Origin of the sequence: Brevundimonas sp., from assembly GCF_041688735.1 — a bacterium.
Lineage (GTDB): Bacteria > Pseudomonadota > Alphaproteobacteria > Caulobacterales > Caulobacteraceae > Brevundimonas.
Map to the genome: position 1 here is coordinate 39,532 of NZ_JBDNHO010000094.1, position 21,302 is coordinate 60,833.

Annotated in this window: 17 protein-coding genes; 7 read left to right on the forward strand and 10 right to left on the reverse strand. The window is 66.6% G+C overall.

Features of this window, described 5'->3' with window-relative positions:
* Positions 1–76 precede the first annotated feature (76 nt).
* Complete coding sequence (locus ACESMO_RS10000) at positions 77–568, forward strand: CinA family protein (RefSeq protein ID WP_372708012.1); 492 nt, start codon at positions 77–79, stop codon at positions 566–568.
* A complete protein-coding gene (locus ACESMO_RS10005) occupies positions 565–795 on the forward strand; it encodes a sulfurtransferase TusA family protein (RefSeq protein WP_372708013.1) in 231 nt (76 codons plus the stop codon). The genes ACESMO_RS10000 and ACESMO_RS10005 overlap by 4 nt, the downstream gene beginning before the upstream one ends.
* Here the strand turns inward: ACESMO_RS10005 and ACESMO_RS10010 are convergent.
* Entirely contained in the window at positions 758–1,732 is a 975-nt protein-coding gene (locus ACESMO_RS10010) for a YihY/virulence factor BrkB family protein (RefSeq protein WP_372708014.1), read from the reverse strand. The genes ACESMO_RS10005 and ACESMO_RS10010 overlap by 38 nt on opposite strands.
* A gap of 143 nt (positions 1,733–1,875) precedes the next feature.
* Between ACESMO_RS10010 and ACESMO_RS10015 the strand changes: the two genes are divergently transcribed.
* Positions 1,876–3,195 (forward strand): diguanylate cyclase domain-containing protein, encoded by a 1,320-nt coding sequence (locus tag ACESMO_RS10015; protein ID WP_372708015.1) that lies wholly within the window; start codon positions 1,876–1,878, stop codon positions 3,193–3,195.
* 9 nt (positions 3,196–3,204) lie between these two features.
* Here ACESMO_RS10015 and mfd read toward each other — a convergent pair whose 3' ends face one another.
* Positions 3,205–6,672 (reverse strand): transcription-repair coupling factor, encoded by a 3,468-nt coding sequence (gene mfd / locus ACESMO_RS10020; protein ID WP_372708016.1) that lies wholly within the window; start codon positions 6,670–6,672, stop codon positions 3,205–3,207.
* The gene (locus ACESMO_RS10025) at positions 6,672–6,992 is read right to left on the reverse strand and encodes a succinate dehydrogenase assembly factor 2 (RefSeq protein WP_372708017.1); all 321 of its coding nucleotides are present in this window, start codon (positions 6,990–6,992) and stop codon (positions 6,672–6,674) included. Before ACESMO_RS10025 ends, mfd begins: the two co-directional genes overlap by 1 nt.
* Before the next feature lie 83 nt (positions 6,993–7,075).
* Between ACESMO_RS10025 and recG the strand changes: the two genes are divergently transcribed.
* A complete protein-coding gene (recG, locus tag ACESMO_RS10030) occupies positions 7,076–9,163 on the forward strand; it encodes an ATP-dependent DNA helicase RecG (RefSeq protein WP_372708018.1) in 2,088 nt (695 codons plus the stop codon).
* Here recG and ACESMO_RS10035 read toward each other — a convergent pair.
* From ACESMO_RS10035 to kdsA, 4 genes are read right to left on the reverse strand one after another with little or no spacing between them, the layout of a single operon-like run.
* A complete protein-coding gene (locus tag ACESMO_RS10035; protein ID WP_372708019.1) occupies positions 9,160–10,266 on the reverse strand; it encodes a DUF3089 domain-containing protein in 1,107 nt (368 codons plus the stop codon). The genes recG and ACESMO_RS10035 overlap by 4 nt on opposite strands.
* The gene (rfaD, locus tag ACESMO_RS10040; RefSeq protein ID WP_372708020.1) at positions 10,263–11,264 is read right to left on the reverse strand and encodes an ADP-glyceromanno-heptose 6-epimerase; all 1,002 of its coding nucleotides are present in this window, start codon (positions 11,262–11,264) and stop codon (positions 10,263–10,265) included. The genes ACESMO_RS10035 and rfaD overlap by 4 nt, the downstream gene beginning before the upstream one ends.
* Positions 11,264–12,715 (reverse strand): D-glycero-beta-D-manno-heptose 1-phosphate adenylyltransferase, encoded by a 1,452-nt coding sequence (rfaE2, locus tag ACESMO_RS10045; RefSeq protein ID WP_372708021.1) that lies wholly within the window; start codon positions 12,713–12,715, stop codon positions 11,264–11,266. Before rfaE2 ends, rfaD begins: the two co-directional genes overlap by 1 nt.
* Positions 12,716–12,733: 18 nt before the next feature.
* Entirely contained in the window at positions 12,734–13,666 is a 933-nt protein-coding gene (gene kdsA / locus ACESMO_RS10050; protein ID WP_372708022.1) for a 3-deoxy-8-phosphooctulonate synthase, read from the reverse strand.
* Positions 13,667–13,724: 58 nt separating this feature from the next.
* Here kdsA and ACESMO_RS10055 point away from each other — a divergent pair, with 58 nt between their 5' ends.
* Entirely contained in the window at positions 13,725–15,185 is a 1,461-nt protein-coding gene (locus ACESMO_RS10055) for a deoxyribodipyrimidine photo-lyase (protein ID WP_372708023.1), read from the forward strand.
* A 33-nt stretch (positions 15,186–15,218) separates the two neighbouring features.
* Positions 15,219–16,439, forward strand: coding sequence for a class I SAM-dependent methyltransferase (locus ACESMO_RS10060; protein WP_372708024.1), 1,221 nt, complete (start codon positions 15,219–15,221; stop codon positions 16,437–16,439).
* Here the strand turns inward: ACESMO_RS10060 and ACESMO_RS10065 are convergent.
* Entirely contained in the window at positions 16,426–17,988 is a 1,563-nt protein-coding gene (locus tag ACESMO_RS10065; protein ID WP_372708025.1) for a cryptochrome/photolyase family protein, read from the reverse strand. The genes ACESMO_RS10060 and ACESMO_RS10065 overlap by 14 nt on opposite strands.
* On the opposite strand from ACESMO_RS10065, the gene sseA reads away from it, so the two are divergent.
* Positions 17,987–18,820 (forward strand): 3-mercaptopyruvate sulfurtransferase, encoded by an 834-nt coding sequence (gene sseA / locus ACESMO_RS10070; protein WP_372708026.1) that lies wholly within the window; start codon positions 17,987–17,989, stop codon positions 18,818–18,820. The two genes, ACESMO_RS10065 and sseA, sit on opposite strands and share 2 nt — an antisense overlap.
* Here the strand turns inward: sseA and ACESMO_RS10075 are convergent.
* Both ACESMO_RS10075 and ACESMO_RS10080 read right to left on the reverse strand, forming a co-directional pair.
* The gene (locus ACESMO_RS10075; RefSeq protein ID WP_372708027.1) at positions 18,813–20,105 is read right to left on the reverse strand and encodes a dicarboxylate/amino acid:cation symporter; all 1,293 of its coding nucleotides are present in this window, start codon (positions 20,103–20,105) and stop codon (positions 18,813–18,815) included. The genes sseA and ACESMO_RS10075 overlap by 8 nt on opposite strands.
* Before the next feature lie 103 nt (positions 20,106–20,208).
* Positions 20,209–21,297, reverse strand: a complete 1,089-nt coding sequence (locus ACESMO_RS10080; RefSeq protein ID WP_372708028.1) for an amino acid ABC transporter substrate-binding protein — start codon at positions 21,295–21,297, stop codon at positions 20,209–20,211.
* Positions 21,298–21,302 lie beyond the last annotated feature (5 nt).

Below are 21,302 nucleotides of genomic sequence, written 5' to 3' on the forward strand. Positions count from 1 at the left end.
CCGTATGCTGGCACCGTCAAGGGCGCGCAGACCATCCTAGACCGACTCGCGCCCGCTTCGGAAAGGCCCCGGATCCATGTTTGCTGACGACATCCAGAACTTGGCGGCGCGCGTGGTCGCTGCGGCCGCGGCGAGAGGTGTTTTGGTCGCCACGGCCGAGAGTTGCACCGGTGGCCTCGTCTCCGCCGCACTCACCGCCGTGCCGGGTTCGTCCGCCGTGCTGGACCGGGGATTCGTGACCTACAGCAACGCCGCCAAGATCGATCTGCTCGGGGTGCCGGCCGAAACGCTCGAAGCACGTGGCGCGGTTTCTGAACCCGTCGCGCGCGCCATGGCCGAGGGCGCGACGGCCCGGTCCGGGGCGAGCGTTTCAGTGGCCGTCACGGGCGTCGCGGGACCGGGCGGCGGCACGGACGACAAGCCCGTGGGCCTGGTTCATTTCGCAGCCGTGGGTCCTGCGGGGACGATCCACGTCGAACATCGGTTCGGCGACCTGGGCCGCGACCGGGTGCGGCTGGAAAGCACGCGCGTGGCGCTCGACCTTCTGCTGGACAGGATCGGCGCGTGATTGTCGACGCACGGGGTCACCGCTGTCCGGTCCCCAGCCTGATGCTGCGCAAGACATTGCTGGAGACGCGGCCGGGAGACCGGGTGACACTGTTGGCGACCGACGCCATGGCCCGGATCGACGTGCCCTTCCTTATGGAGGATCTGGGCGGCGAGGTGGTCTCGATGGATGAGACTGACGGCGTCCTGACTATCGTTGTCGGGATGCCCGCCGCTCTGACAAACTGACGACCGATTCCGGCAGGGGTTCGGTCGGTTCCAGCTCCGGCGCGCCCATCGACCTTTCGGCGATCTCCATCTCGGTGGCGAAGGCCCCGCCGTAGAAGATGGCGTTGACGTTCCACGACAACCAGATCAGCAGGACCACGAAAGCGCCGACCGAGCCGTAGGTCGCGCCCAGCGGAGCGATCTGCTCGACGTATATGGCGCACAGCCAGGACGAGACCGTGGACATTACGGTGGCCACCGCCCCACCCGTCACCGCCGGGAACCAGGCGACCGGCGTGCGGTGTGACATGGCGTATCGGTACATCAGGGTGAGTCCGACCCCTAGCCCAAGCGCCGGCCACAATCCCGCCAGCGGCAGGCCGCCGCCGCCGCCACCGCCGTCGCCCGCCGTCATGGCTGCGGCATCCAGCAGGCGGGACGTCACGACCGCTCCCGACACCACGGTGAACAAGGCGAAGGCGAACAAGGCCACGATAAATGCCAACAGGTTGAACTTTAGAAATCCGTGTGGCTCGGTTTCGTCGTGTATAAGATTAAGACCGGCCAACAAAGCCTTGAATCCTCTATGTGCGGCGTATCCGCCAATGATCAGGGCGAAGGCGCTCTGGGCCGAAACCGTGCTGGCGGAAGCATTGGCCAGTCGCTCGACCTCGGCGCGGAAGATGGCCCTCGCGGCATAGGGCATGACGTCGGCCAGAGCTGCGGCCTGCTCGCTGACCTGTCCAATGGACAGCACCGCCTTGTAGAAGCCGATCAGGATGGCGATGGCCGGAAAGACCGCCAACAGGGCGAAAAAGGACACCCCGCCCGTGTACAACATGACGTCGCGACCCCAGCTGCGCGCGAACGCCTTGACGGCCAGCCGCCCCCAGAGTTTGGGCGAGGCCCAGCGAATGGCCTCTTCAATGTCAGCCTTGGCTTGCAATCCGGTTCCCATAGCCGCCCCGAATCCGCACGTTTAACCGATTTCGTCGTCGGGGAAAGGACGGCCGTCGCCGTTGCTTCGCCCCCCCCACCCTCGCTATGCTCGACACCTGTTCGTCCGGGGCTGCGGGCTGGTCCGCGGCTGGAGATTCCATATTGTCTTCCGATCCGCGCATTCTGGTCGTCGCGCCCGACGACGACCTGATCGGCTCCCTGTGTCAGGGGCTCGACGCCCTGGGCTGGCGCACGGTGACGGCGCGGACTCTGGCCGGCGCGATTCAGGTCCTGATCGACTGGCCGCTGGAAACCGTGATCATCGATGCTCGTATTCCGGACGCGGCGGATGGCGTCGGGGCCCTGCGCCAGGCCGTCACGCCCCGCCGCTTGCCGGTGTTGGCCATCGGCGCGGACGCTGTCGACTGGGCGCCCGGCATCGCCGATATCGCCATGTCCATCGCGCCCCACGCCGCCCAGGCCGCGCTCCGGCTCGAAAATCTCGTGCGTTCGGCCATCGCCGAAGAGGAGGTCTCCGTGCGCGAGGCCACCTTCGCGGCGCGAGGCGAGCCGCTGACGCCGCCCCATCTCGACGCGACCCCGTTGCGGGTGCTCGCGGCGGGCAAGCCGGACCTGCATTTCCTGGCCTTGTCCAATGCCCTGACCGACCGGGGCTGCGAGGTCGTGGCCGCGCCGACGCCCTATACGGCCTTCGACTATCTGCATGAGCGCCCTTTCGACGCCGCCGTCCTGTGGGGCGCCGAGGACCACGCTCCGGCTCTGTCGATCGCCTCGGGCATGAAGCGGAATACGCGCCTCTATCACATCCCGGCGGTCCTCTATCTGCGCGGCGCGGGTGAGATAAACCTGTCCGAACTCTACAATCGCGGCTTCGCTGATGTCGCTGCTGCGGACACACCGGAGGTCGAGACTGCGGAGCGGATCGCTACCCTGGCCCGGGCGCATCGCCGACACGTCGCCATTCGCAAGGCCCTGGAGAGCGCGAGGGGGTCCGGCCTGACCGACCCGACGACCGGCCTGTTCACGCCGGAACTGTTCGCCAGCCACCTCGCCCGCGTGGCGGAGGGCGCGCGTCTGCGTCGTCGGCCGCTGTCCGTTGCCGTCCTGCGCGTCGGCGGGTCAGAAACGCTCACCGAAGCGCGCGAGGGGGGGTGGCTTGATCGCGCCTTGCCCCAGATCGGCGCCATGGTGTCGCGCCTGATTCGCACCGAAGACACCGCCGCGAGACTGTCCCCCGACGTGTTTGCCCTGGCGCTGCCCGCGACGCGGGGCGAGGCTGCCCGCATCGCCGCCGAGCGCATCGCCGCCGTCATCGGCTGCACTGCTTTCGACGCGGGCCCCGAGCGCGCTCCGTTCGTGGTGGAGTTCGACGTCGGCGTAGCTGAAATTTCGCCGGGCGAATCGCCCGCCTCTGTCCTGACCCGCGCGTCCGACGCCTTGAAACAAGCCACCGCAGCCTGATTCGTAACGTCAGGCTGCTCGGGCGACCCGCGCCAGATCGGCCGTGATCCGCTCGGCGACCTTCAGCCGGTCAGCCGCCGTGTCCCACTCGCCCTTGACCACGATCTTCTGGTCCGGCCGGATTTTCCAGAAGGCATGGTTCTTCTGGATCAGGCCGACCAGCCCCATCGGATTGGGGAAGGCATTGTCGCGCAGCGTCAGAACCGCGCCCTTGGGCCCGATGTCGATGCGCTCGATGGAGGCGATCTTGCAATTGGCCTTGATGCCGACGATGCGCAGCAGCTGTTTGGCCTCGTCCGGCAGGGGGCCGAACCGGTCAATCAGTTCGGCGGCCAGGGCTTCTCGCGTCTCCGAGTTCTCGGCGTCGGACAGGCGGCGATACAGGCTCAGGCGAACATTGAGGTCCGGGACGTATTCCTCTGGAATCAATACGGCAGCGCCGACGTTGATGGCCGGCGACCAGCCGCGGTCGACGAGACCCCCGCCTTCGCCCGGCCCGGTTCCTTTTTGGCGTAGCTCGGCCACGGCGTCCTCCAGCATCTGCTGGTAGAGCTCGACCCCGACCTCGCGGATATGACCGGACTGTTCGTCGCCCAGTAGATTGCCGCCGCCGCGCTGATCCAGGTCGTGGCTGGCCAGCTGGAAGCCGGCTCCGAGGTTGTCCAGCGACTGAAGCACCTGAAGCCGCCGCTCGGACGACAGGCTGATCGGCTTGTTCGGCGGCGTGGTCAGATAGGCGAAGGCCCGCGCCTTGGCCCGGCCGATCCGTCCCCGGATCTGGTGCAGCTGGGCCAGCCCGAACATGTCGGCCTTGTGCACGATCAGAGTGTTGGCGGTCGGCACATCCAGTCCGGACTCAACGATCGTCGTCGACAGCAGCAGGTCGTAGCTGCCGTCATAGAAGGCGCTCATCACGTTTTCGAGCTGGGTGGGCGACATCTGGCCGTGGCCAACGACGAATTTGATCTCGGGCACCTTCTCGCGAAGGAATTGTTCGATGTCCGGCAGATCGGCCACGCGCGGCACGACGTAGTAGGCCTGACCGCCACGGTATTTCTCACGCAGCAGGGCCTCGCGGACAAGCACGGGGTCCCACGGCGTTACGTATGTCCGAACCGCCAGACGATCCACGGGAGGTGTAGCGATGATTGACATCTCGCGGATGCCCGACAGCGCCATCTGCAGCGTGCGGGGGATCGGCGTCGCTGTCAGGGTCAACAGGTGAACGTCGGCGCGCAGAGACTTCAGCTTCTCCTTGTGCTTGACACCGAAATGCTGCTCTTCGTCAACGATTACAAGGCCCAAATCCTTGAACCCGACCTGCTCGCTCAGCACCGCATGGGTGCCGACAACGATCTCGAACGCGCCATCCTTCAGCCCCGCCCGCGTTTCGGCAGCGTCCTTCGTCGTGACCATGCGCGAGAGATGCCGCACCTTGATCGGCCAGCCGGCAAACCGCTCGCTGAAGGTCTTGAAATGCTGCCGCGCCAACAGGGTCGTCGGGCAGACGATGGCCACCTGCTGCCCGGTCATGGCCACCACGAAGGCGGCCCGAAGCGCGACCTCGGTCTTGCCGAAGCCGACGTCGCCGCAGATCAGCCGATCCATCGGCGTGCCCTTGCCGAGGTCCTCCAGCACATCCCCGACGGCGTTCAGCTGGTCGTCCGTTTCTTCATACGGGAAACGAGCGCAGAATTCGTCGAACAACCCTTGTGGCGGCACGATGGCAGCCGAGGTCCGCAATAAGCGTTTGGCCGCCAGAGCGATCAGACCCTCGGCCATGTCGCGAAGACGGGCCTTGGCTTTGGCCTTGCGCCCCTGCCATGCGGCACCGCCCAACCTATCCAGCTGCGCACCGTCCGTGTCGGAGCCATAACGGGTTAGCAGATCGATGTTCTCGACCGGTAGATACAGCTTGCTGTCTCCGGCGTAGAGCAGTTCCAGGCAGTCGTGAGGGGCCTCCTGGATCTCCAGCGTCTTCAGCCCCTCATAGCGGCCGATGCCGTGGTCGAGGTGGACGACCAGATCGCCCGTGGTCAGGGCTGAGGCTTCGGCCAGGAAGTTTGACGCCCGGCGCTTCTTCCTCGGTCGCGCCAGGCGATCGCCGAGAATGTCGGTCTCGGAAATGACGGCGACCGCGTCCGTCTCAAACCCGTGCTCGACCGGCAGGACACCGCGTAGATAGATGTCCTTCGGCGCTTTCTGTACGTCGGCCCAGCCACGCACCGCGACGACATGCTCCAGTCCGTGGTCCGCCAGCATGGCCGCCAGCCGCTCCGACGAGCCTTCCGTCCAGGAGGCGAAAAGTACCCGCTTGCCGGCCGCCTTCACCGCCTCGGCATGGCGCGCGACGGCCTCGAACAGATTGACGCTGTCCTGCGCCCGCTCGGCCGCGAAGCTGCGGCCCAGCCGCCCGCCCGCGTCCTCCCCGGGGCCGCTGAACGGCGACAGCCTCCGCACCCACCGGCCGGCCAGAGCGTTGTTCCAGTCGTTTTCGCCCAGATACAACCGTTCGGGCGGCAGGGCGCGGTAGGCGGCGCCCCCCTTGCCCAAGGCCGCGTCGCGCCGCGCCTCATAGGCGTCGCGGGTCAGGGCCCAGCGCTCGCCGCGCGCCGCCTCGACCTGATTGTCCAGGAACAGGCGTGCGTCGTCGGGCAGATAGTCGAAAAGCGTCTCCAATCGGTCGTAGAGCAGCGGCAGCCAGTGCTCCATGCCCTGTCTGCGCGAGCCCTCGCTGATCGCCGAATAAAACGGGTCGTCCCCCACGGCACCGAACAGAGCCAGATAACCCGTGCGAAACCGTGATATGCTTTCCGCGTCCAGCAGGGCCTCCGACACAGGCGCCAGCGACACCTCGCGCAGCTGTCCGGTCGACCTCTGGGTCGCCGGATCGAAGCTGCGGATCGATTCCAGCTCCGAGCCGAACATGTCCAGCCGCACCGGCTCCTCGAAGCCCGGCGGATAGACGTCGATGACGCCGCCGCGCACGGCGAACTCGCCCTTCTCCGACACCGTCGAGGCGCGCATGTAGCCGTTGGCCGCGAAATAACGCTCCAGCGCCGTCGTATTGAGTTCCAGGCCGACCGTGGTCTGAAACCCGGCGCCGCTGGTCACCTCGCGCGGCGGCGTCCGCTGCATGGCCGCGCCCACCGTGGTCACGACCAGTATCGGCCGGCGGTCGCCTGCTCCGCGCTGGGCCAGCGTCGTCAGCGCCGCCATCCGCTCGGCCGATACCGACGAGGTTGGGCTCAAGCGGTCATAGGGCAGGCAATCCCAGGCCGGAAACTCCACGATCTCGATGGTATTGGCGAAGAATCCGAAGGCCTGGATGAACTCGCCCATGCGCGCGTAGTCGCGTGCGACGAAGACGCCGACGCCCCCGTCGGCCTTCAGCCGTTCGGCTACGGTCAGGGCGTCCAGCCCCTCGGGTGCGCCGCATAGCGCCTGATCGCCCCGCCTGGGAACCGCGCCGTCCATCAACCCGCCCCCTCGGCCACGGCGGCGGCGACGTGGTCGCGCATGAAACTGCGAATTTTGCTCATGACGAGCGTTTCGTGCCGGGCCGGCGTCGGCTCGGTCCCGATAATCCAGGCGTAGAGTTGGTGATCGTCGTCCTCGGCCAGCAGAGCCTCCAGTGAATCCAGTTCGTCGTCTCCCAGCGCTGGCCCGACCTGATCGGCGAACGGACCCAGGACCAGATCGGCCTCGCGGAACCCGCGCCGCCAGGCCCGGAACATGATCCGGCCCAACCTTTCCTTGGTGGAAACATCCGTCAGGCGTGCGTCGATATCGGCCACAAGGTTCCTTGCCCGGTCGGTCAGTAAACAGGACGCGTCAGATAGCGTTCCCCCGGCCGTTTCGCCAGCTATGCTGAGGCGTCATGCGGCCGCAGATTCTCTTTCCCCTGTTCGCGGAAGTCTCCAGCCTGAAGGGCGTGGGGCCCAAAATCCTGCCGCTCGTCCAGAAACTTGCCGGGCCGCTGGTGCGCGACGTCTTGTTCCTGTCGCCGTCCGGCCTGATCGTGCGCCAGCCGATGACGGCGGCGAATGCCGTCGAGGGGCTGGTCGGGGTGTTCGAGGTGGTGATTGATCGGCTGATCGTGCCCGGAAAGCCCGGCGTCCCGATCAAGGTCCAGGCGCTGGACGACACGGGCTTCGTGCACATGATCTGGTTCGGCGGCTCGGCCCAGCATATCGACCGCCTGCTGCCCAAGGGCCAGAAGCGGCTGGTGTCTGGCAAGGTCGAGCGGTTCAACAACGAGGTACAGATCGTCCACCCGGATATCTTCACGCCCGAACAGGCCGGCGAGATCGCTGCCGTCGAGGCGGTCTATCCGGCGACGCAGGGCCTGACCTCGCGCGTCATGCGCAAATTGGTGCAAGCTGCCCTGCCTCACGCCCCAGACCTGCCGGAATGGCAGGACGCGGCATGGCAGGCGAAGATGCGCTGGCCGGGTTGGCGCGCCGCGATCGAAGCGCTTCATGCGCCGACGACCGAGACAGATTTGTCGCTCGACGCCCCGGCCCGCCAGCGGCTGGCCTATGACGAACTTCTGGCCCATCAACTGGCCCTCGCCCGCCGCCGCCGCGCGCGCCAGATCACGCCGGCGCCGCGCATCGTGCCCGGCGGTGCCTCGGCCCATCTGCTGGCCGCCCTGCCCTTCGACCTGACCGGCGCCCAGGTTCAGGCCGTCGCCGAGATCCGTCGCGACCTGGCCTCCGGCGAGCAGATGGGCCGACTGCTGCAAGGCGACGTCGGCTCGGGCAAGACCGCTGTGGCGGCGCTGGCGCTCGCCGACGCCGCCGCCTCGGGCTTCCAGGCCGCCCTGATGGCGCCGACGGAAATCCTCGCCCGCCAGCACTGGCAAAGGCTGGCGCCGATGCTGGAGGCCGCCGGTGTTCCGACCGTCCTGCTGACCGGCCGCGACACCCCGGCCGAGCGCCGCACCCGCCTGGCCGCCCTCGCCTCGGGTGACGCCCAGGTGGCCATCGGCACCCACGCCCTGTTCCAGGACGCGGTCCGTTTCGACCGACTGGCGCTCGCCGTCATTGACGAACAGCACCGCTTCGGCGTCAATGAACGCCAGCGCCTGCAGGCCAAGGGTGACCCGCGCACCGGCGGCGTCCACCTGCTGACCATGTCGGCCACCCCGATCCCGCGCACGCTTGAACTGACCCAGTACGGCGAACTCGAAGTATCACGCCTGACTGAAAAGCCGCCCGGACGCACGCCGGTGACGACCGCCGTCCTGCCGCTGACCCGCATCGGCGAGGTTGCCAAACGCCTCCGAGCCGCTCTCGACGCCGGCGCGCAGGCCTACTGGATCTGCCCGCTGGTGGCCGACAGCGAGGCCTCGGACCTCGCCGCCGCCGAGGCCCGGGCCTCGGACCTGCGCCGCATCCTCAAGATCGAGGTCGGTCTCGCTCACGGCCAGATGCCCGGCGCCGAGCGCGAGGTGGTGATGGCTGATTTCGCCGACGGCCGCATCCCGTTGCTGGTCGCCACGACCGTGGTGGAGGTCGGCGTGGACGTGCCAAACGCCACCATCATGGTCATCGAGCACGCTGACCGTTTCGGCCTGGCCCAGTTGCACCAGCTCAGGGGCCGCGTCGGGCGAGGGACAAAGGTCAGCGCCTGTATCCTGTTGTATGGCGGCGGCGACACCGGTTTGGGCGGGACCGCTCGCGAGCGACTGGAGACCCTGCGCCGAACCGACGACGGTTTCGAGATCGCCGAGGAGGATTTCCGGCTGCGCGGCGGCGGAGATCCGCTGGGCCTGAAGCAGAGCGGCTTCCCCGCCTACCGCTTCGCCGACCCTGTCCAGCATCGCAGCCTGTTGCTCGCCGCCGCCGACGACGCCCGGCTGGTGCTGGGCCGCGACCCCGACCTGACCAGCGCGCGCGGCGAGGCGGTTAAGGTGCTGGAGGCCCTGTTCGACTGGCGCAACGACCGGTCCGGCATCGACTAGCGCTTTCGGTCGGCGAGCCAGACAGCCAGACGTGCCTCGACGTCCTCTTCAATATCTCCGTAAAACATATTGTAATGTCGGGCTTTTCGTCGATCAGCCCAATTGCCTGTTTCCTGGAAGGATTCCAGTCTTGGCTCCGAGTGTCGTAGCAGTCCTCGGCGGCACTGGGTCGAAAATTCACGCGCGATCAAGGCCGGTCTCGCCCCCCATTCGAGGCCGGTGGCGTTGGTCGCGCCACGATGCGCGCGGGCGGGAACGGCGGCCGTCGTTTGCGAGCCCGTCACCGGGTTCACGCACAGAGCGGTCTGGTCGCGCAGTTCCACCAGATGACCACGCTCATCCCAGACCAGCGCGCGTCGCAGCCGACGGCTCGCCGCGCCGTCGTTGCCGTCGCTGACGGGCGAATAGGCGACCACGCATCCGGTCTGTTCGCGCGAGGTGCAGGCTGGAACCTGCGCGGCCAGCCCGTCGGCGGCGACCACGACGTCGGTCATGTAGGCCGCGATCAGACGGCGGCTCAAACCCGGGTTCGGAGCGACCTTCTCGCGTATCAGTCGCTCAACCGCCTCGCCGCCCTGCTCCACCCCCGCCAGAACGATGGGTCCGGTTGGATGCCGCGCGATCCAAACGTCAAAGGCCCGCGCGACATCGCCATAGGCGAACATCCGCGCCTCTCGCGCGTCTTCTCGCAGCGTCAGGCGGGTATAGAGGCTACCCTGCCGATATCTCGGCGCGCTGATGGCTCCGGTTCGGGCGAACGGTCCTGCATAATTCGGCAGCACGACGCGATTCAGATAGGCGTCGGCCTTGCCATCGCCGATCGGCCCGTTCCACTCGCGTCCCCCGTCGTAGGTGGTTGAATGTACGAAGAAGATCGCTGCCGGACCAGCGCCGGGCGCGCGGGTTTCGCTCAGCGCCCAGCCCGACGCCGCCGCGTAGTCAGGCGCGGGCGGCGGCTCATAGGTCTGGAACGGAACCTGGGGATCAAGGCCGGCTCTCAGAATGTCGCCGCGCCAGACCGCGAGCCCAATGGTCAAAAGCAACACCAGCGCCAGGCCGACCCAGCCGGCCCACTGGCGCACGGTCAGCCTGGACCGTGTCATCGATACGGGTCCGGCGTGGCGAGGAACTCCTGTACATAGCGACGGACGCCTTCTTCCAGCGGGGTCGCCTGCCCACTGAACCCGGCGGCGCGGACACGCTCCATACGGGCTTCAGTGAAGTACTGGTATTTGTCGCGGATGGTCTCGGGCGTATCGACGTATTCGATACGCGGCGTCTTGCCCGCCGCAGCGAAGGTGGCGTTGGCCAGGTCGAGGAAGGACCGCGCCTGTCCTGATCCGGCGTTGAACACCCCCGACACCCCCGGCGCGTCCAAGAGCCACTCGACCAAATCGACCACGTCGTCGACGAAAACGAAATCGCGCATCTGGCCGCCGTCGGCATATGCCGGGTTGTGCGACCGGAACAGCGTTAACGGCTCGTCGGCCTGAAGCTTCGGCCAGATCTGGGCGACGACTGACTTCATGCCGCCCTTGTGGTATTCGTTGGGGCCATAGACGTTGAAGAATTTCAGCCCCGCCCACTGGCTCGGCGATTGTCCGCGATCCGACTGGCGCGCCGCATACTGATCGAACAACATTTTCGAATAGCCATAGGCGTTCAGAGGTCGAAGGGCAGACAAGGCCTCCAGGCTGTCGTCGTCCTCAAACCCGCCCTCGCCATCACCATAGGTGGCCGCCGACGAAGCGTATATCAGCCGGGCGTCGCGCAGGGCGCACCAGTCCCACAGGTCTCGGGAAAGGGTGAAGTTGGTGCGCATGATCAGGTCGGCATCGGCCTCCGTGGTCGACGAGATCGCCCCCATATGCACCACAGCCTCGATCGCCCCGGCGTGCCGCTCCAGTTGCTCGAACAACTCTTCCGGTTGCCAGAAGTCGGCGATTGAATGTTTGGCCAGATTCTTCCACTTGGCCAGTTCCGCCGTCTCCATACGGTCGCAGACCACGATATCGCGCCGGTCCTCGGCGCACAGACGCGCGACGATGTTGGAGCCGATGAAGCCCGCGCCGCCAGTCACCACGATCATGCGCCGCGCCATCAGTCGTCCTTCATCTTCTGGATGGTGTTGGTCGTGGAGTAGCCGTCTTCGAAGGTCGCCAGCCTGACCTCGCCGCCCCAGCTCTCGACCAGATCGCCGCCAACAACGCCCTCACGATTGTAGTCCGCGCCCTTGATCAGCACATCGGGTCGCAGCCGCTCGATCAAGGCCAGTGGCGTAGGATCGTCGAAGGCCGTCACCCGGTCCACGGACTGCAGACCGCCGATGACGACGGCGCGGCTGTCCAGATCATTGACAGGCCGTCCCTCACCTTTCAGCCGCCGCACAGACGCGTCGGTGTTCAGAGCCACGACCAGCCGGTCGCACCAGCTCCGCGCCTGCGCCAGATAAGCTACGTGCCCCCGGTGCAGGATGTCGAAACAGCCGTTGGTGAAGCCTACCTTCAGCCCCTGCCGCTTCCACCCCTCGACCACGTGCGCCAGCTCATCCAGCGGCAGGACCTTGGCGTGCGCACCGGCCGCGTGCTGGCTCATCTCGGCGTCGATCAGCTCGGCCGGGGTCACGACCGCTGTGCCCGCCTTGCCGACCACCACGCCAGAGGCGAGGATGGCGAATTCCACCGCCGTCTCCAGCGACACGCCCGCGCCCAACGCCAGACCCAGCGCGGCCAGTCCGGTGTCTCCCGCGCCGGACACGTCGAACACCTCTCGCGCCCGGCCGGGGAAGTGTTTCACAGGTTCGCCGCGCCGCATCAGGCTCATGCCCTTGCCGGCTCGGGTGACCACGACCGCCATGACCGTCGTGGCGTGCAGCAGTGCCTTCAGCGCCGCCTCGACTTCGGCGTCGGTCTCGACAGGCAGGCCCGTCGCTGACGCCAGTTCACTGGCGTTCGGCTTGATCAGATCGACCGCGCCATAACGAGCGAAGTCGCGGCCCTTGGGATCGACCACCACCGGCGCGCCAGTCTTTTCCGCCTCCGACAGGGCCTGACCGATAACCAGATCGCTTACGGCGCCCTTGGCATAATCAGACAACAGATAGACGGAAGCTCCGGTAAAGGCACTCGTTTCATCTCCAAGAAATGCTTCCGCCTCCTGGTCCAACCGCAACAGTTGCTGGCCCGCCGCGACGAAGCGGGTCTTGACTATTGTGGCCGCGCCGGCCCGCCGTTCGACCGCGTCCTCGACTCCCGGTTCGGCGGCGATCAGGGCCGCCAGTTCGTCTCCGGCGGCGTCCCGCCCAATCACCGCACCCAGCCGGGCGATCCCGCCCAGGGCCGCAGTGTTGCGCGCCACATTACCGACGCCGCCGAGCATGGCCGTGGTCCGTCGCTGCTGCAGCACGGGGATCGGTGCCTCGGGCGAGATGCGGCTGACCTCTCCATAGACGTAGCGGTCCAGCATCAGGTCGCCGACGCAGGCAACCTTCAGCCCACGCACGCTCTCCAGCAGCGCCTGCAACCGTCCGAGATCGAGCGTCCGTTCAGCCATCCCCTTGGCCTAACGGATTCAGTGCGCCCCAGAAAGCAGAATGCTCGCCATCCGCGCCTTGGTCAGGTCGTCATAAGCGATCAGGTCGGCGCACAGGGCTTCGAACTGGTCCAGCGGCACCATGTTCGGCCCATCCGACGGCGCGTTATCGGGGTCCTGGTGCGTCTCCATGAAGACCGCGTCCACGCCCACGGCCACGGCGGCGCGCGCCAGCACCGGCACGAATTCCCGCTGGCCGCCCGACGACGTCCCCTGCCCGCCCGGCTGTTGCACGCTGTGGGTCGCGTCGAACACCACGGGACAGCCGATCTCGCGCAAGATGGGCAGGGCCCTCATGTCCGACACCAGGGTGTTGTAACCGAAGCTGGCACCGCGCTCGCAGGCCATGACGTTGGGATTGCCCGCGCCCACCACCTTGGCGATGACATTCTTCATGTCCCAAGGCGCGAGGAACTGGCCCTTCTTGATGTTGATGACCTTGCCGGTCGCCGCAGCGGCCAGCAGCAGGTCGGTCTGGCGGCTCAGGAAGGCCGGGATCTGCAGCACGTCCACGGCTTCCGCGGCGATGCGGCAGTGTTCCTCAGTGTGCACGTCGGTCAGTACCGGCAGGCCCGTGACCTCGCGAATTTCCGAGAAAATCGGCAGCGAGCCCTCCAGGCCGAAACCACGCGCGGCGCTCGCCGAGGTCCGGTTCGCCTTGTCGAAGCTGGTCTTGTAGACGAACCCGACGTTCAACCGCTCGCCGATCTCCTTCAGCGCATGGGCCATCTCCAGCGCGTGCTGGCGGCTTTCCAGCTGGCAAGGGCCGGCGATGAAGACAATGCGCTGGCCGCCGCCGATGCTGACGGGGCGCTTCAGGCCTTCAGTGATGTTGATGACGGCGTTCGGCTTGGACAAAGGCGGGTTTCCCGGATTCTGGGCTTGGCGACGCGCGGCTGATGCCGCACTCATGCGGCGATCAGGTGGCGTCGGACGGCGAGGTTCGCAAGCTATCACGGAGCCCGAGCGCATGACTACCGAGGCCGAAGACCGTCCCGTGATCCTGTGGTTTCGCCAGGATCTGCGCCTCGCCGATAATCCCGCCCTGTCCCACGCCGTCGAGACCGGACGATCGATCGTGCCGGTCTACATCCTCGACCAAGGCGCGGTGGCGCGTCCGATGGGATCCGCGTCGCTCTGGTGGCTCGACAAGTCGCTTCGCGCGCTCGCCGCGTCCCTCGAGGCGCGAGGATCCCGGCTGATCCTGCGGCGCGGCGACAGCGAATCTGAATTGCGCCGTCTGATCGACGAGACCGGTGCCGGTGCGGTCTTCATGAACCGCCTGTTCGAGCCCGATGCTTTCTCGAGAGACGCCGACGTCGCCCATGCCCTGCGAGCCGAAGGTGTCGAGTGCAAGGGCTACAACGGCGCGCTGCTGGCGCGTCCGGGCTCCGTGCTTAATGGCTCGGGCGGCCCATACAAGGTCTTCACGCCCTTCCTGAAGGCGCTTCTGGCCTCCACCACCCCCGCACCTGCCCTGTCGTCGCCCACCGTGATCGATACGCCTGTCGGCCTCGCCTCCGATGCCATCGACGACTGGGCGCTTCATCCCAACCGACCCGACTGGTCCGGCGACGTCGACTGGATGCCGGGAGAGACCGGCGCGAGCCGGTCCCTTTCCATCTTCCTGTCCGGTGGGTTGAAGTCTTACTCGAAGGGTCGCGACGTCCCGGCCGAAGCCGCGACCAGCCGCCTGTCGCCCCACCTCCATTTCGGCGAGATCGGTCCTTGGCGAGCGATCGAACAGGCGCGCCGCGCCGGCGACGATGGCCGCGTCCCGGCCGCAGAGGTCGATAAATTCGTCGCCGAGATAGGCTGGCGCGAGTTTTCCGCTCACCTGCTGCATGCCTTCCCCCGGATGACCGACGCCGCCTTCCGACCGGAATACGACGCCATGCCGTGGCGAGACGACCCGCAGAGCCTCGAGGCTTGGAAGCGCGGCCGGACCGGCTATCCCATCGTCGACGCTGGCATGCGCGAGCTCTGGAAGACCGGCTATATGCACAACCGGGTGCGGATGATCGTTGCCTCCTTCCTCATCAAACACCTGCTGATCGACTGGCGGGAGGGTGAACTCTGGTTCTGGGATATGCTCGTTGATGCAGATCTCGCGTCGAATGTGCAGAATTGGCAGTGGGTCGCGGGATCCGGTGCGGATGCATCACCGTATTTCCGCATATTCAACCCGATCACACAGGGACAGAAATTCGATGCCGACGGTCGTTATGTCCGCCGCTGGATACCAGAGCTCAGCCGCGTCCCGGATCGCTGGCTCCATGAGCCTTGGAACGCGCCGCCTGAAGTCCTGCGGGACGCAGGCGTTCGTCTGGGTCAGGACTATGCTCGACCGCTCGTCGAACACAGCTCTGCTCGAGAGCGAGCGCTCGGCGCGCTCAAGACCGTCAGCGCCGCTCGCCCCGACGGGGATTGACCGGCATTCCACTTTCCCGGCAGGATTCGGCTCATGAGCTCCGTCACGGCAGAGAGCAATATCGCCGCCCCCCGCACGCCGCCGGTGTTCGCCCTGCTGCTACGCCTGTTGCGCGACAACTGGACCTGGGGCCGCCTGACCCTGACCCTGCCCAACGGCGAGGTGCACCAACTGAACGGCGCGACGCCTGGCCCGGCCGCCGTGATGAACGTCATCGACTACCGCTTCGCCCGACGCGTACTCGCCAACGGCGACATCGGCTATGCCGAGGGCTATGTGGCCGGCGAGTGGGACAGCCCCCACCTGGCAGTCCTGCTGGAGACGCTGGCCAACAATTACGACCACATCCGGCGCCTGTTCGACGGCAATGCTGTGATGCTCGCCTTCAACTGGATGTCGCACAAGTTCAAGCGAAACAGCCGCCGCGGCTCGAAGAAGAACATCCACGCCCACTATGACCTGGGCAACGCCTTCTATCGCGCGTGGCTGGACGGGACGATGACCTATTCCTCGGCCCGGTTCGAAAGGCCCGACGAGGCCCTTGAGGCCGCCCAGGACCGCAAATACGCCACTTTGGCCCGCCTCATCGGCCTTGAACGCGGTCACACCGTGCTGGAGATCGGCTGTGGCTGGGGTGGTTTCGCCGAATATGCCGCGCGCGAGGTCGGGGCCCATGTCACCGGCATCACCATTTCGCAGGAACAGCACGACCTTGCCCGCCAGAGGCTTTTCAACGCCGGCCTGTCGGATCGGACCTCAATCCAGATGGTCGACTACCGCGACGTCGCGGGCCGCTTCGACAGGGTTGTGTCGATCGAGATGTTTGAGGCCGTGGGCAAGGAATACTGGGCGGCCTATTTTGACAAGATCACCGCCGTCCTGAAACCCGGCGGGCGGGCCGGCCTTCAGATCATCACCATCCAGGATGCCCTGTTCGAAGAGTACAACGCCCGCACCGACTTCATCCAGAAATACATCTTCCCCGGCGGCATGCTGCCGTCCGAGGGACAGCTTCAGCCCGTAGTCGAGCAGGCCGGCCTGAGCTGGGACGCGGTCGAACGCTTCGGCCAGGACTATGCCGACACCCTGCATCGCTGGGACGAGCGTTTTCAGGCATCGTGGCCTGACATCCGCAAGATGGGCGGCTTCGACGAACGCTTCCGCCGCCTGTGGCGCTTCTACCTCTCCTATTGCGAGGCCGGGTTCCGGTCCGCGCGGACCGATGTGATCCAGCTGGCCCTTACTCGCGCCTAACCGCGCCCAAGGTCTCCCGGCAGGCGTCGGCGTCTTCGACCAGGGCCTGCCGCCGCGAGGCGTCCCAGCGGTCCAGCGTGCGGTAGGGCATGGCAAGCCGCGGATTTCCGGAGAGGCGGTGCCGGTTGCGCTCAAGGAACCCCCAGTACAGCCGGTTGAACGGACAGGCCGCCTCGCCGTCCCTGGCTTTCACGTCGTACTGACAGCCCGCGCAATAGTTGCTCATGCGGTTGATGTAGGCCCCGGACGCGGCATAGGGCTTGGTCCCCATGATGCCCCCGTCGGCGAATGTCGCCATGCCGCGGGTGTTCGGCATCTCGACCCATTCATAGGCGTCGGCATAGACCGCCAGGTACCAATCATCGACCGCGTCCGGATGCACGCCCAACAACATGGCCAGGTTGCCGGTCACCATCAGGCGCTGAATGTGATGCGCATAGGCATGGTCCCGCGTCGATCCGACCGCATCGGCCACGCAGGCCATGTCCGTGTCGCCTGACCAGTAGAATCCGGGTAACTGCCGGTCCGCGTCCAGTGCGTTTCGGGCCCCGTATTCCGGCATCTTCAACCAGTAGATTCCGCGCACGAACTCGCGCCATCCGAGGATCTGGCGAACGAAGCCCTCCACCGAGTTCAACGGGGCCCGTCCGGCGCGATACTCGGCCTCCGCGCGACGGCACACGTCCAGAGGGTCGAGCAAGCCGAGATTCAGCGAGGTCGAGATAAGCCCATGCCACATCCACGGCTGTCCCGCCGCCATGGCATCCTGCCACGTGCCGAAGGCCGGCAGCGCTTCGGTCAGAAAAGCGTCCAGCGCCGCCTCGGCCTCTTCAGCCGTCGTCGGCCAACCGAATGCAACCAGAGTGCCAAAATGGCCGCCGAACAGCCGTTCGACGTCCGCCATCACCTCGCGCGTCACAGCGTCCGGCTTCGTCCTCTGTCGGGAAGGCGGGATCACACCCTTTGTCAAACCTGACCGGTTCTCCTTGTCGTAATTCCATTGCCCACCGACCGGGTTCTTGCCGTCCATGAGCAGGCCGGTCTCACGTCGCATCTCCCGATAGAAGAACTCCAACGTCAGCTGCCTCTTGTCCGTCGCCCAACGCCGGAAGCGCTCGTGAGAGCAGATGAAGCGATCATCCTGCCGCTCCTCGACCTGCACGCCGACCGTCGCCTGGAACGCACTCAGCGCCGCGGCCAGACGCCATTCGCCGCATTCCGTCAGCACCACCTGGCTAAACGCCTGATCGGCCAGCGCGCGATGCAGTTCTCCGACGATCGATCCGCTGTTGTCCGGGTCGTCGATCCGCACATAGCGAACCGTCACCCCCCGCCGCTCCAGACGCGCCGCGAATTTGCGCATGGCGGAGAACACGAGGGTCAGCTTCTGCTTGTGGTGCTTTACGTAGGTGGCCTCGTCGCGGACCTCGGCCATCAGCACCGTGTCCTCGGCCGGTTTCAGATCGCGTAACGCTGACAGTCCATCGGACAGCTGATCGCCCAGCACCAATCGCAGGGTTCCGGCGACTTGCATGCTAGGTTGCGTCATGAACCGCCTCTCTCCCTTGATCTCGACCGCACACCTTGCCGCCCACCTCGGCGACCCGTCCATCAAGGTTCTTGACGCCAGCTGGCACCTGGATGGGCGCGACCCGCGCGTGGATTTTATCAGGGGGCGTATCCCGAATGCATCCTTCTTCGACCTCGAAGCCGTGTCGGATCAAGTGAGCGACTTGCCGCACATGCTGCCAATCCCCGCCGACTTCGCGGAGCAGATGGGTCGGCTGGGCGTCGCCGAAAACGACTGCATCGTTGTCTATGACACCATTGGCGTCCGGTCCTCGGCGCGGGCCTGGTGGATGTTGCGCGCCATGGGCGCCCGCGACGTCCGTGTGCTCGACGGCGGCCTGCCAAGTTGGCTCGCGGAGGACCGGATGGTCGTGTCGGGCCCGGCGGCACCATTGACTCCCGCGACCTTTGTGCCGTTCGCCCGGCCCGAGTTGGTCGCCAATCTCGACGCCGTCCGCGTCGCCCTGCAGGAGGGAGACCAGGTGCTGGACGCCCGCGCCGCCGACCGGTTCACGGGCCGGGCCGCCGAGCCGAGGGCGGGACTGCGAGCGGGCCATATGCCCGGAGCCCTGAACCTGCCCTTCCCGGACGTGCTGAATGCCGATGGGACGATGAAACAGGGCGAGGCACTGGCGCAGGTCTTCCGCTCGACCGGAGTTGATCTGGACCGGCCGGTCTTGACCACGTGCGGCTCCGGCGTAACCGCCGCCGTCCTCAGCCTGGCGCTGGCCGCGCTCGGCCGCGACAGCCGCCTTTATGACGGAAGTTGGGCGGAATGGGGCGGACGGGCGGATACGCCGGTCGCTATTTGACCGGCGGTGCCTTGTAGATATCGACGTCGATCTCGTTCTCCCAGCGTCCGATAATGGTCGCCACGGCCAGGTCGCTGACCACATTGGCCACCGTCCGGGTCATGTCGAGAATGCGGTCGAACGGCAGGATGAAGCCGACCATCAGCGCGGTCTGGGCCGGGCTGACCCCGATGACCTGCAGCACCGCCGCCAGCATGAACAGCGAGGCCGACGGCACCGGTGCCGTGCCGATCGACACCAGCACCGTGATCAAGCCGATCAACAGATAGTCGGACACAGTGAGGTCGATGCCGAAGGCCTGGGCGGCGAAAGAGGCCAACAGGGCGATATAGAGGGCCGTACCGTCCATCGAGATCGTCACCCCCAGCGGCAGGACCGTCGAGAACACCGGCTTCTTGATGCCGAGGTTGGCCTCCGCCACCGCCATGGAGACCGGCAGGGTGGCCGAGGAGGATGAGGTCGAGAACGCCACCAGCCCGGCGTCGGTGACGCCGCGGAAGAAGGGCAGCGCCGGCAGTCGGGCCAGCAGCTTGATCAGTCCGCCGTGCACAATCAGCACCTGCAGGCTACAGCCCGCGATCACGCAGAAGGCCAGCAGCGCGACATTGACGAAGGTCGCAGGCCCGGTGGTGCCCATCACCCAGGCGATCAGGGCGAAGACGCCGAACGGGGCGATCTCCATGACGAAATTCACCACCCGGAGCATGGCCTCGGCCGCCGCGTGGAAGGCCCCCGCCAGCGGTTCGCCCTTGGCCCCGACGGTGAGCAGTCCGGCACCAAAGATCAGGGCAAAAAAGATCACGGACAGCACCTGGCCCTCGGCCAGGGCGTTGATCGGATTGGTCGGCACGATCGATTCCAGCAGGCCAGAGAACGGCTGGGCCGCCTCCAACTCGCGCGGCACGGCGCCGGCGAAGTCCACGCCCAGACCAGGCTGAACGAGGGCACCCAAGATCAAACCGATGATGATCGCAATCGCGGTCGTCAGCACATAGAGGAACATGGTTTTCAGCCCCAGCGAGCCCAGCCGCTTCGGATCCTCCAGGCTGAGCACGCCCGAGACGATAGTGGCGAACACCAGCGGGATTACGATCATCTGGATCAGGCGCACGAACAGGTCGCCGATCCATTTGATCTGCACCGCCCCCTCACCCCAGATCAGGCCCGCGATCGCGCCGAGTACCAGGGCGGCGAGGATGCGTTTCCAAAGCTTGATGCCGAACCAGTAGCGGTAGAGCGGCCCGCGCGGACGGTCCTCGGCGGCGGCGTCGCTGTCCAAGGTCATTGAGGCTTCCCGTAACGTTAAGCGGCGGACCCTGCCCCCGGCTGATTCGACCACGTTATCGGCTGACAGCCCAGCTCGCCAGTGGGCTGTCTCGTCCGGACTTCTATCGAATCGGCAGGGCGTACATCAGGCCGCCCGGCCGAGCATTCCATTGTGCGTTAAGCCCACGAGCCAGGTCGAGAGAAGAATCGTCGCCTATGTTGCGGGCGAAGATTTCGCCGTAGTTGCCTCGCGCCTCGATCGCCTTCAGCCCCCAATCCTTCCTTAGCCCCATCTGGGCCCCCAGTTCGCCCTCGACCCCCAGCAGCCGCCTCACTCGCGGGTCGCGGGACTCTTCGGCCAGGTCCCCGGCGTTGTCGGCCGTGACGCCAAGCTCCTCACCGAGGATCACGGCGTTCAGCGTCCAGCGCACGATGGAGGTCCAGACCTCGTCGCCTCGCTTGACCGCCGGCCCCAGAGCTTCCTTGGAGATAACGTCGGACAGGATGACGTGCTGCTCCGGATTCGACAGCGTCGTCCGCGTCGCCGCCAACGCGCCGATGTCGGCGCTCAGCGCGTCGCAGTCCCCGCGCGCATAGGCCCGGCGCGCCGCCTCCTCATCGTCCGCGATCACGGGCTTGTATTGGATGCCTCGCGCCTGAAAGAAATCGCCGACGTTCATTTCCGACGTCGATGCCCGCTGCACGCAGACCCGCGCCCCGTTCAGCTCGGACGCACTGGCCAGGTCCAGCGAACGGCGGACCAGAAAGCCCTGCCCGTCATAGTAGTTGACACCCGCGAACCGGATGCCCTCCGTCGCCTCGCGCGACATTGTCCAGGAGGTCGCGCGCCACAGCACGTCGACCCGGCCGCTTCTCAGAGCTTGGAAACGCTGGCTGTTGGTGAGGGGCACGAAGCGCACGGCGTTCGCATCACCCAGCACGGCACCCGCGAGAGCCCGGCAGAAATCCACGTCGAAGCCGCGCCATTCGCCCCGGTTGTCAGTGTAGGCGAACCCCACCAAGCCTTCGTGAACACCGCAGTTCAACCGGCCGCGACGCTTGATTGCCGCCAGGGTCGGGCTGGCGAAATCCGGCGCGGCCGCATCGGTCTGGGCCTCGTTCTCGACGCCTGGCTCGACCCTTGGCTCGACGTCGCCTTCATCTCGGCCCTGCCCGCATCCGGCCAGTCCCCAGAGTAGCGCGAGCGTCAAGCCAG

Bases quoted from the DNA above. Each gene is read 5' to 3' on its own strand.
- ACESMO_RS10000 (WP_372708012.1), top strand. From the start codon at position 77: ATGTTTGCTGACGACATCCAGAACTTGGCGGCGCGCGTGGTCGCTGCG.
- ACESMO_RS10060 (WP_372708024.1), top strand. From the start codon at position 15,219: ATGAGCTCCGTCACGGCAGAGAGCAATATCGCCGCCCCCCGCACGCCG.
- ACESMO_RS10065 (WP_372708025.1), bottom strand. From the start codon at position 17,988: ATGACGCAACCTAGCATGCAAGTCGCCGGAACCCTGCGATTGGTGCTG.
- rfaD (WP_372708020.1), bottom strand. From the start codon at position 11,264: ATGGCGCGGCGCATGATCGTGGTGACTGGCGGCGCGGGCTTCATCGGC.
- rfaE2 (WP_372708021.1), bottom strand. From the start codon at position 12,715: ATGGCTGAACGGACGCTCGATCTCGGACGGTTGCAGGCGCTGCTGGAG.
- ACESMO_RS10055 (WP_372708023.1), top strand. From the start codon at position 13,725: ATGACTACCGAGGCCGAAGACCGTCCCGTGATCCTGTGGTTTCGCCAG.
- mfd (WP_372708016.1), bottom strand. From the start codon at position 6,672: ATGGACGGCGCGGTTCCCAGGCGGGGCGATCAGGCGCTATGCGGCGCA.
- recG (WP_372708018.1), top strand. From the start codon at position 7,076: ATGCGGCCGCAGATTCTCTTTCCCCTGTTCGCGGAAGTCTCCAGCCTG.
- ACESMO_RS10010 (WP_372708014.1), bottom strand. From the start codon at position 1,732: ATGGGAACCGGATTGCAAGCCAAGGCTGACATTGAAGAGGCCATTCGC.
- sseA (WP_372708026.1), top strand. From the start codon at position 17,987: ATGAACCGCCTCTCTCCCTTGATCTCGACCGCACACCTTGCCGCCCAC.
- ACESMO_RS10075 (WP_372708027.1), bottom strand. From the start codon at position 20,105: ATGACCTTGGACAGCGACGCCGCCGCCGAGGACCGTCCGCGCGGGCCG.
- ACESMO_RS10035 (WP_372708019.1), bottom strand. From the start codon at position 10,266: ATGACACGGTCCAGGCTGACCGTGCGCCAGTGGGCCGGCTGGGTCGGC.
- kdsA (WP_372708022.1), bottom strand. From the start codon at position 13,666: ATGAGTGCGGCATCAGCCGCGCGTCGCCAAGCCCAGAATCCGGGAAAC.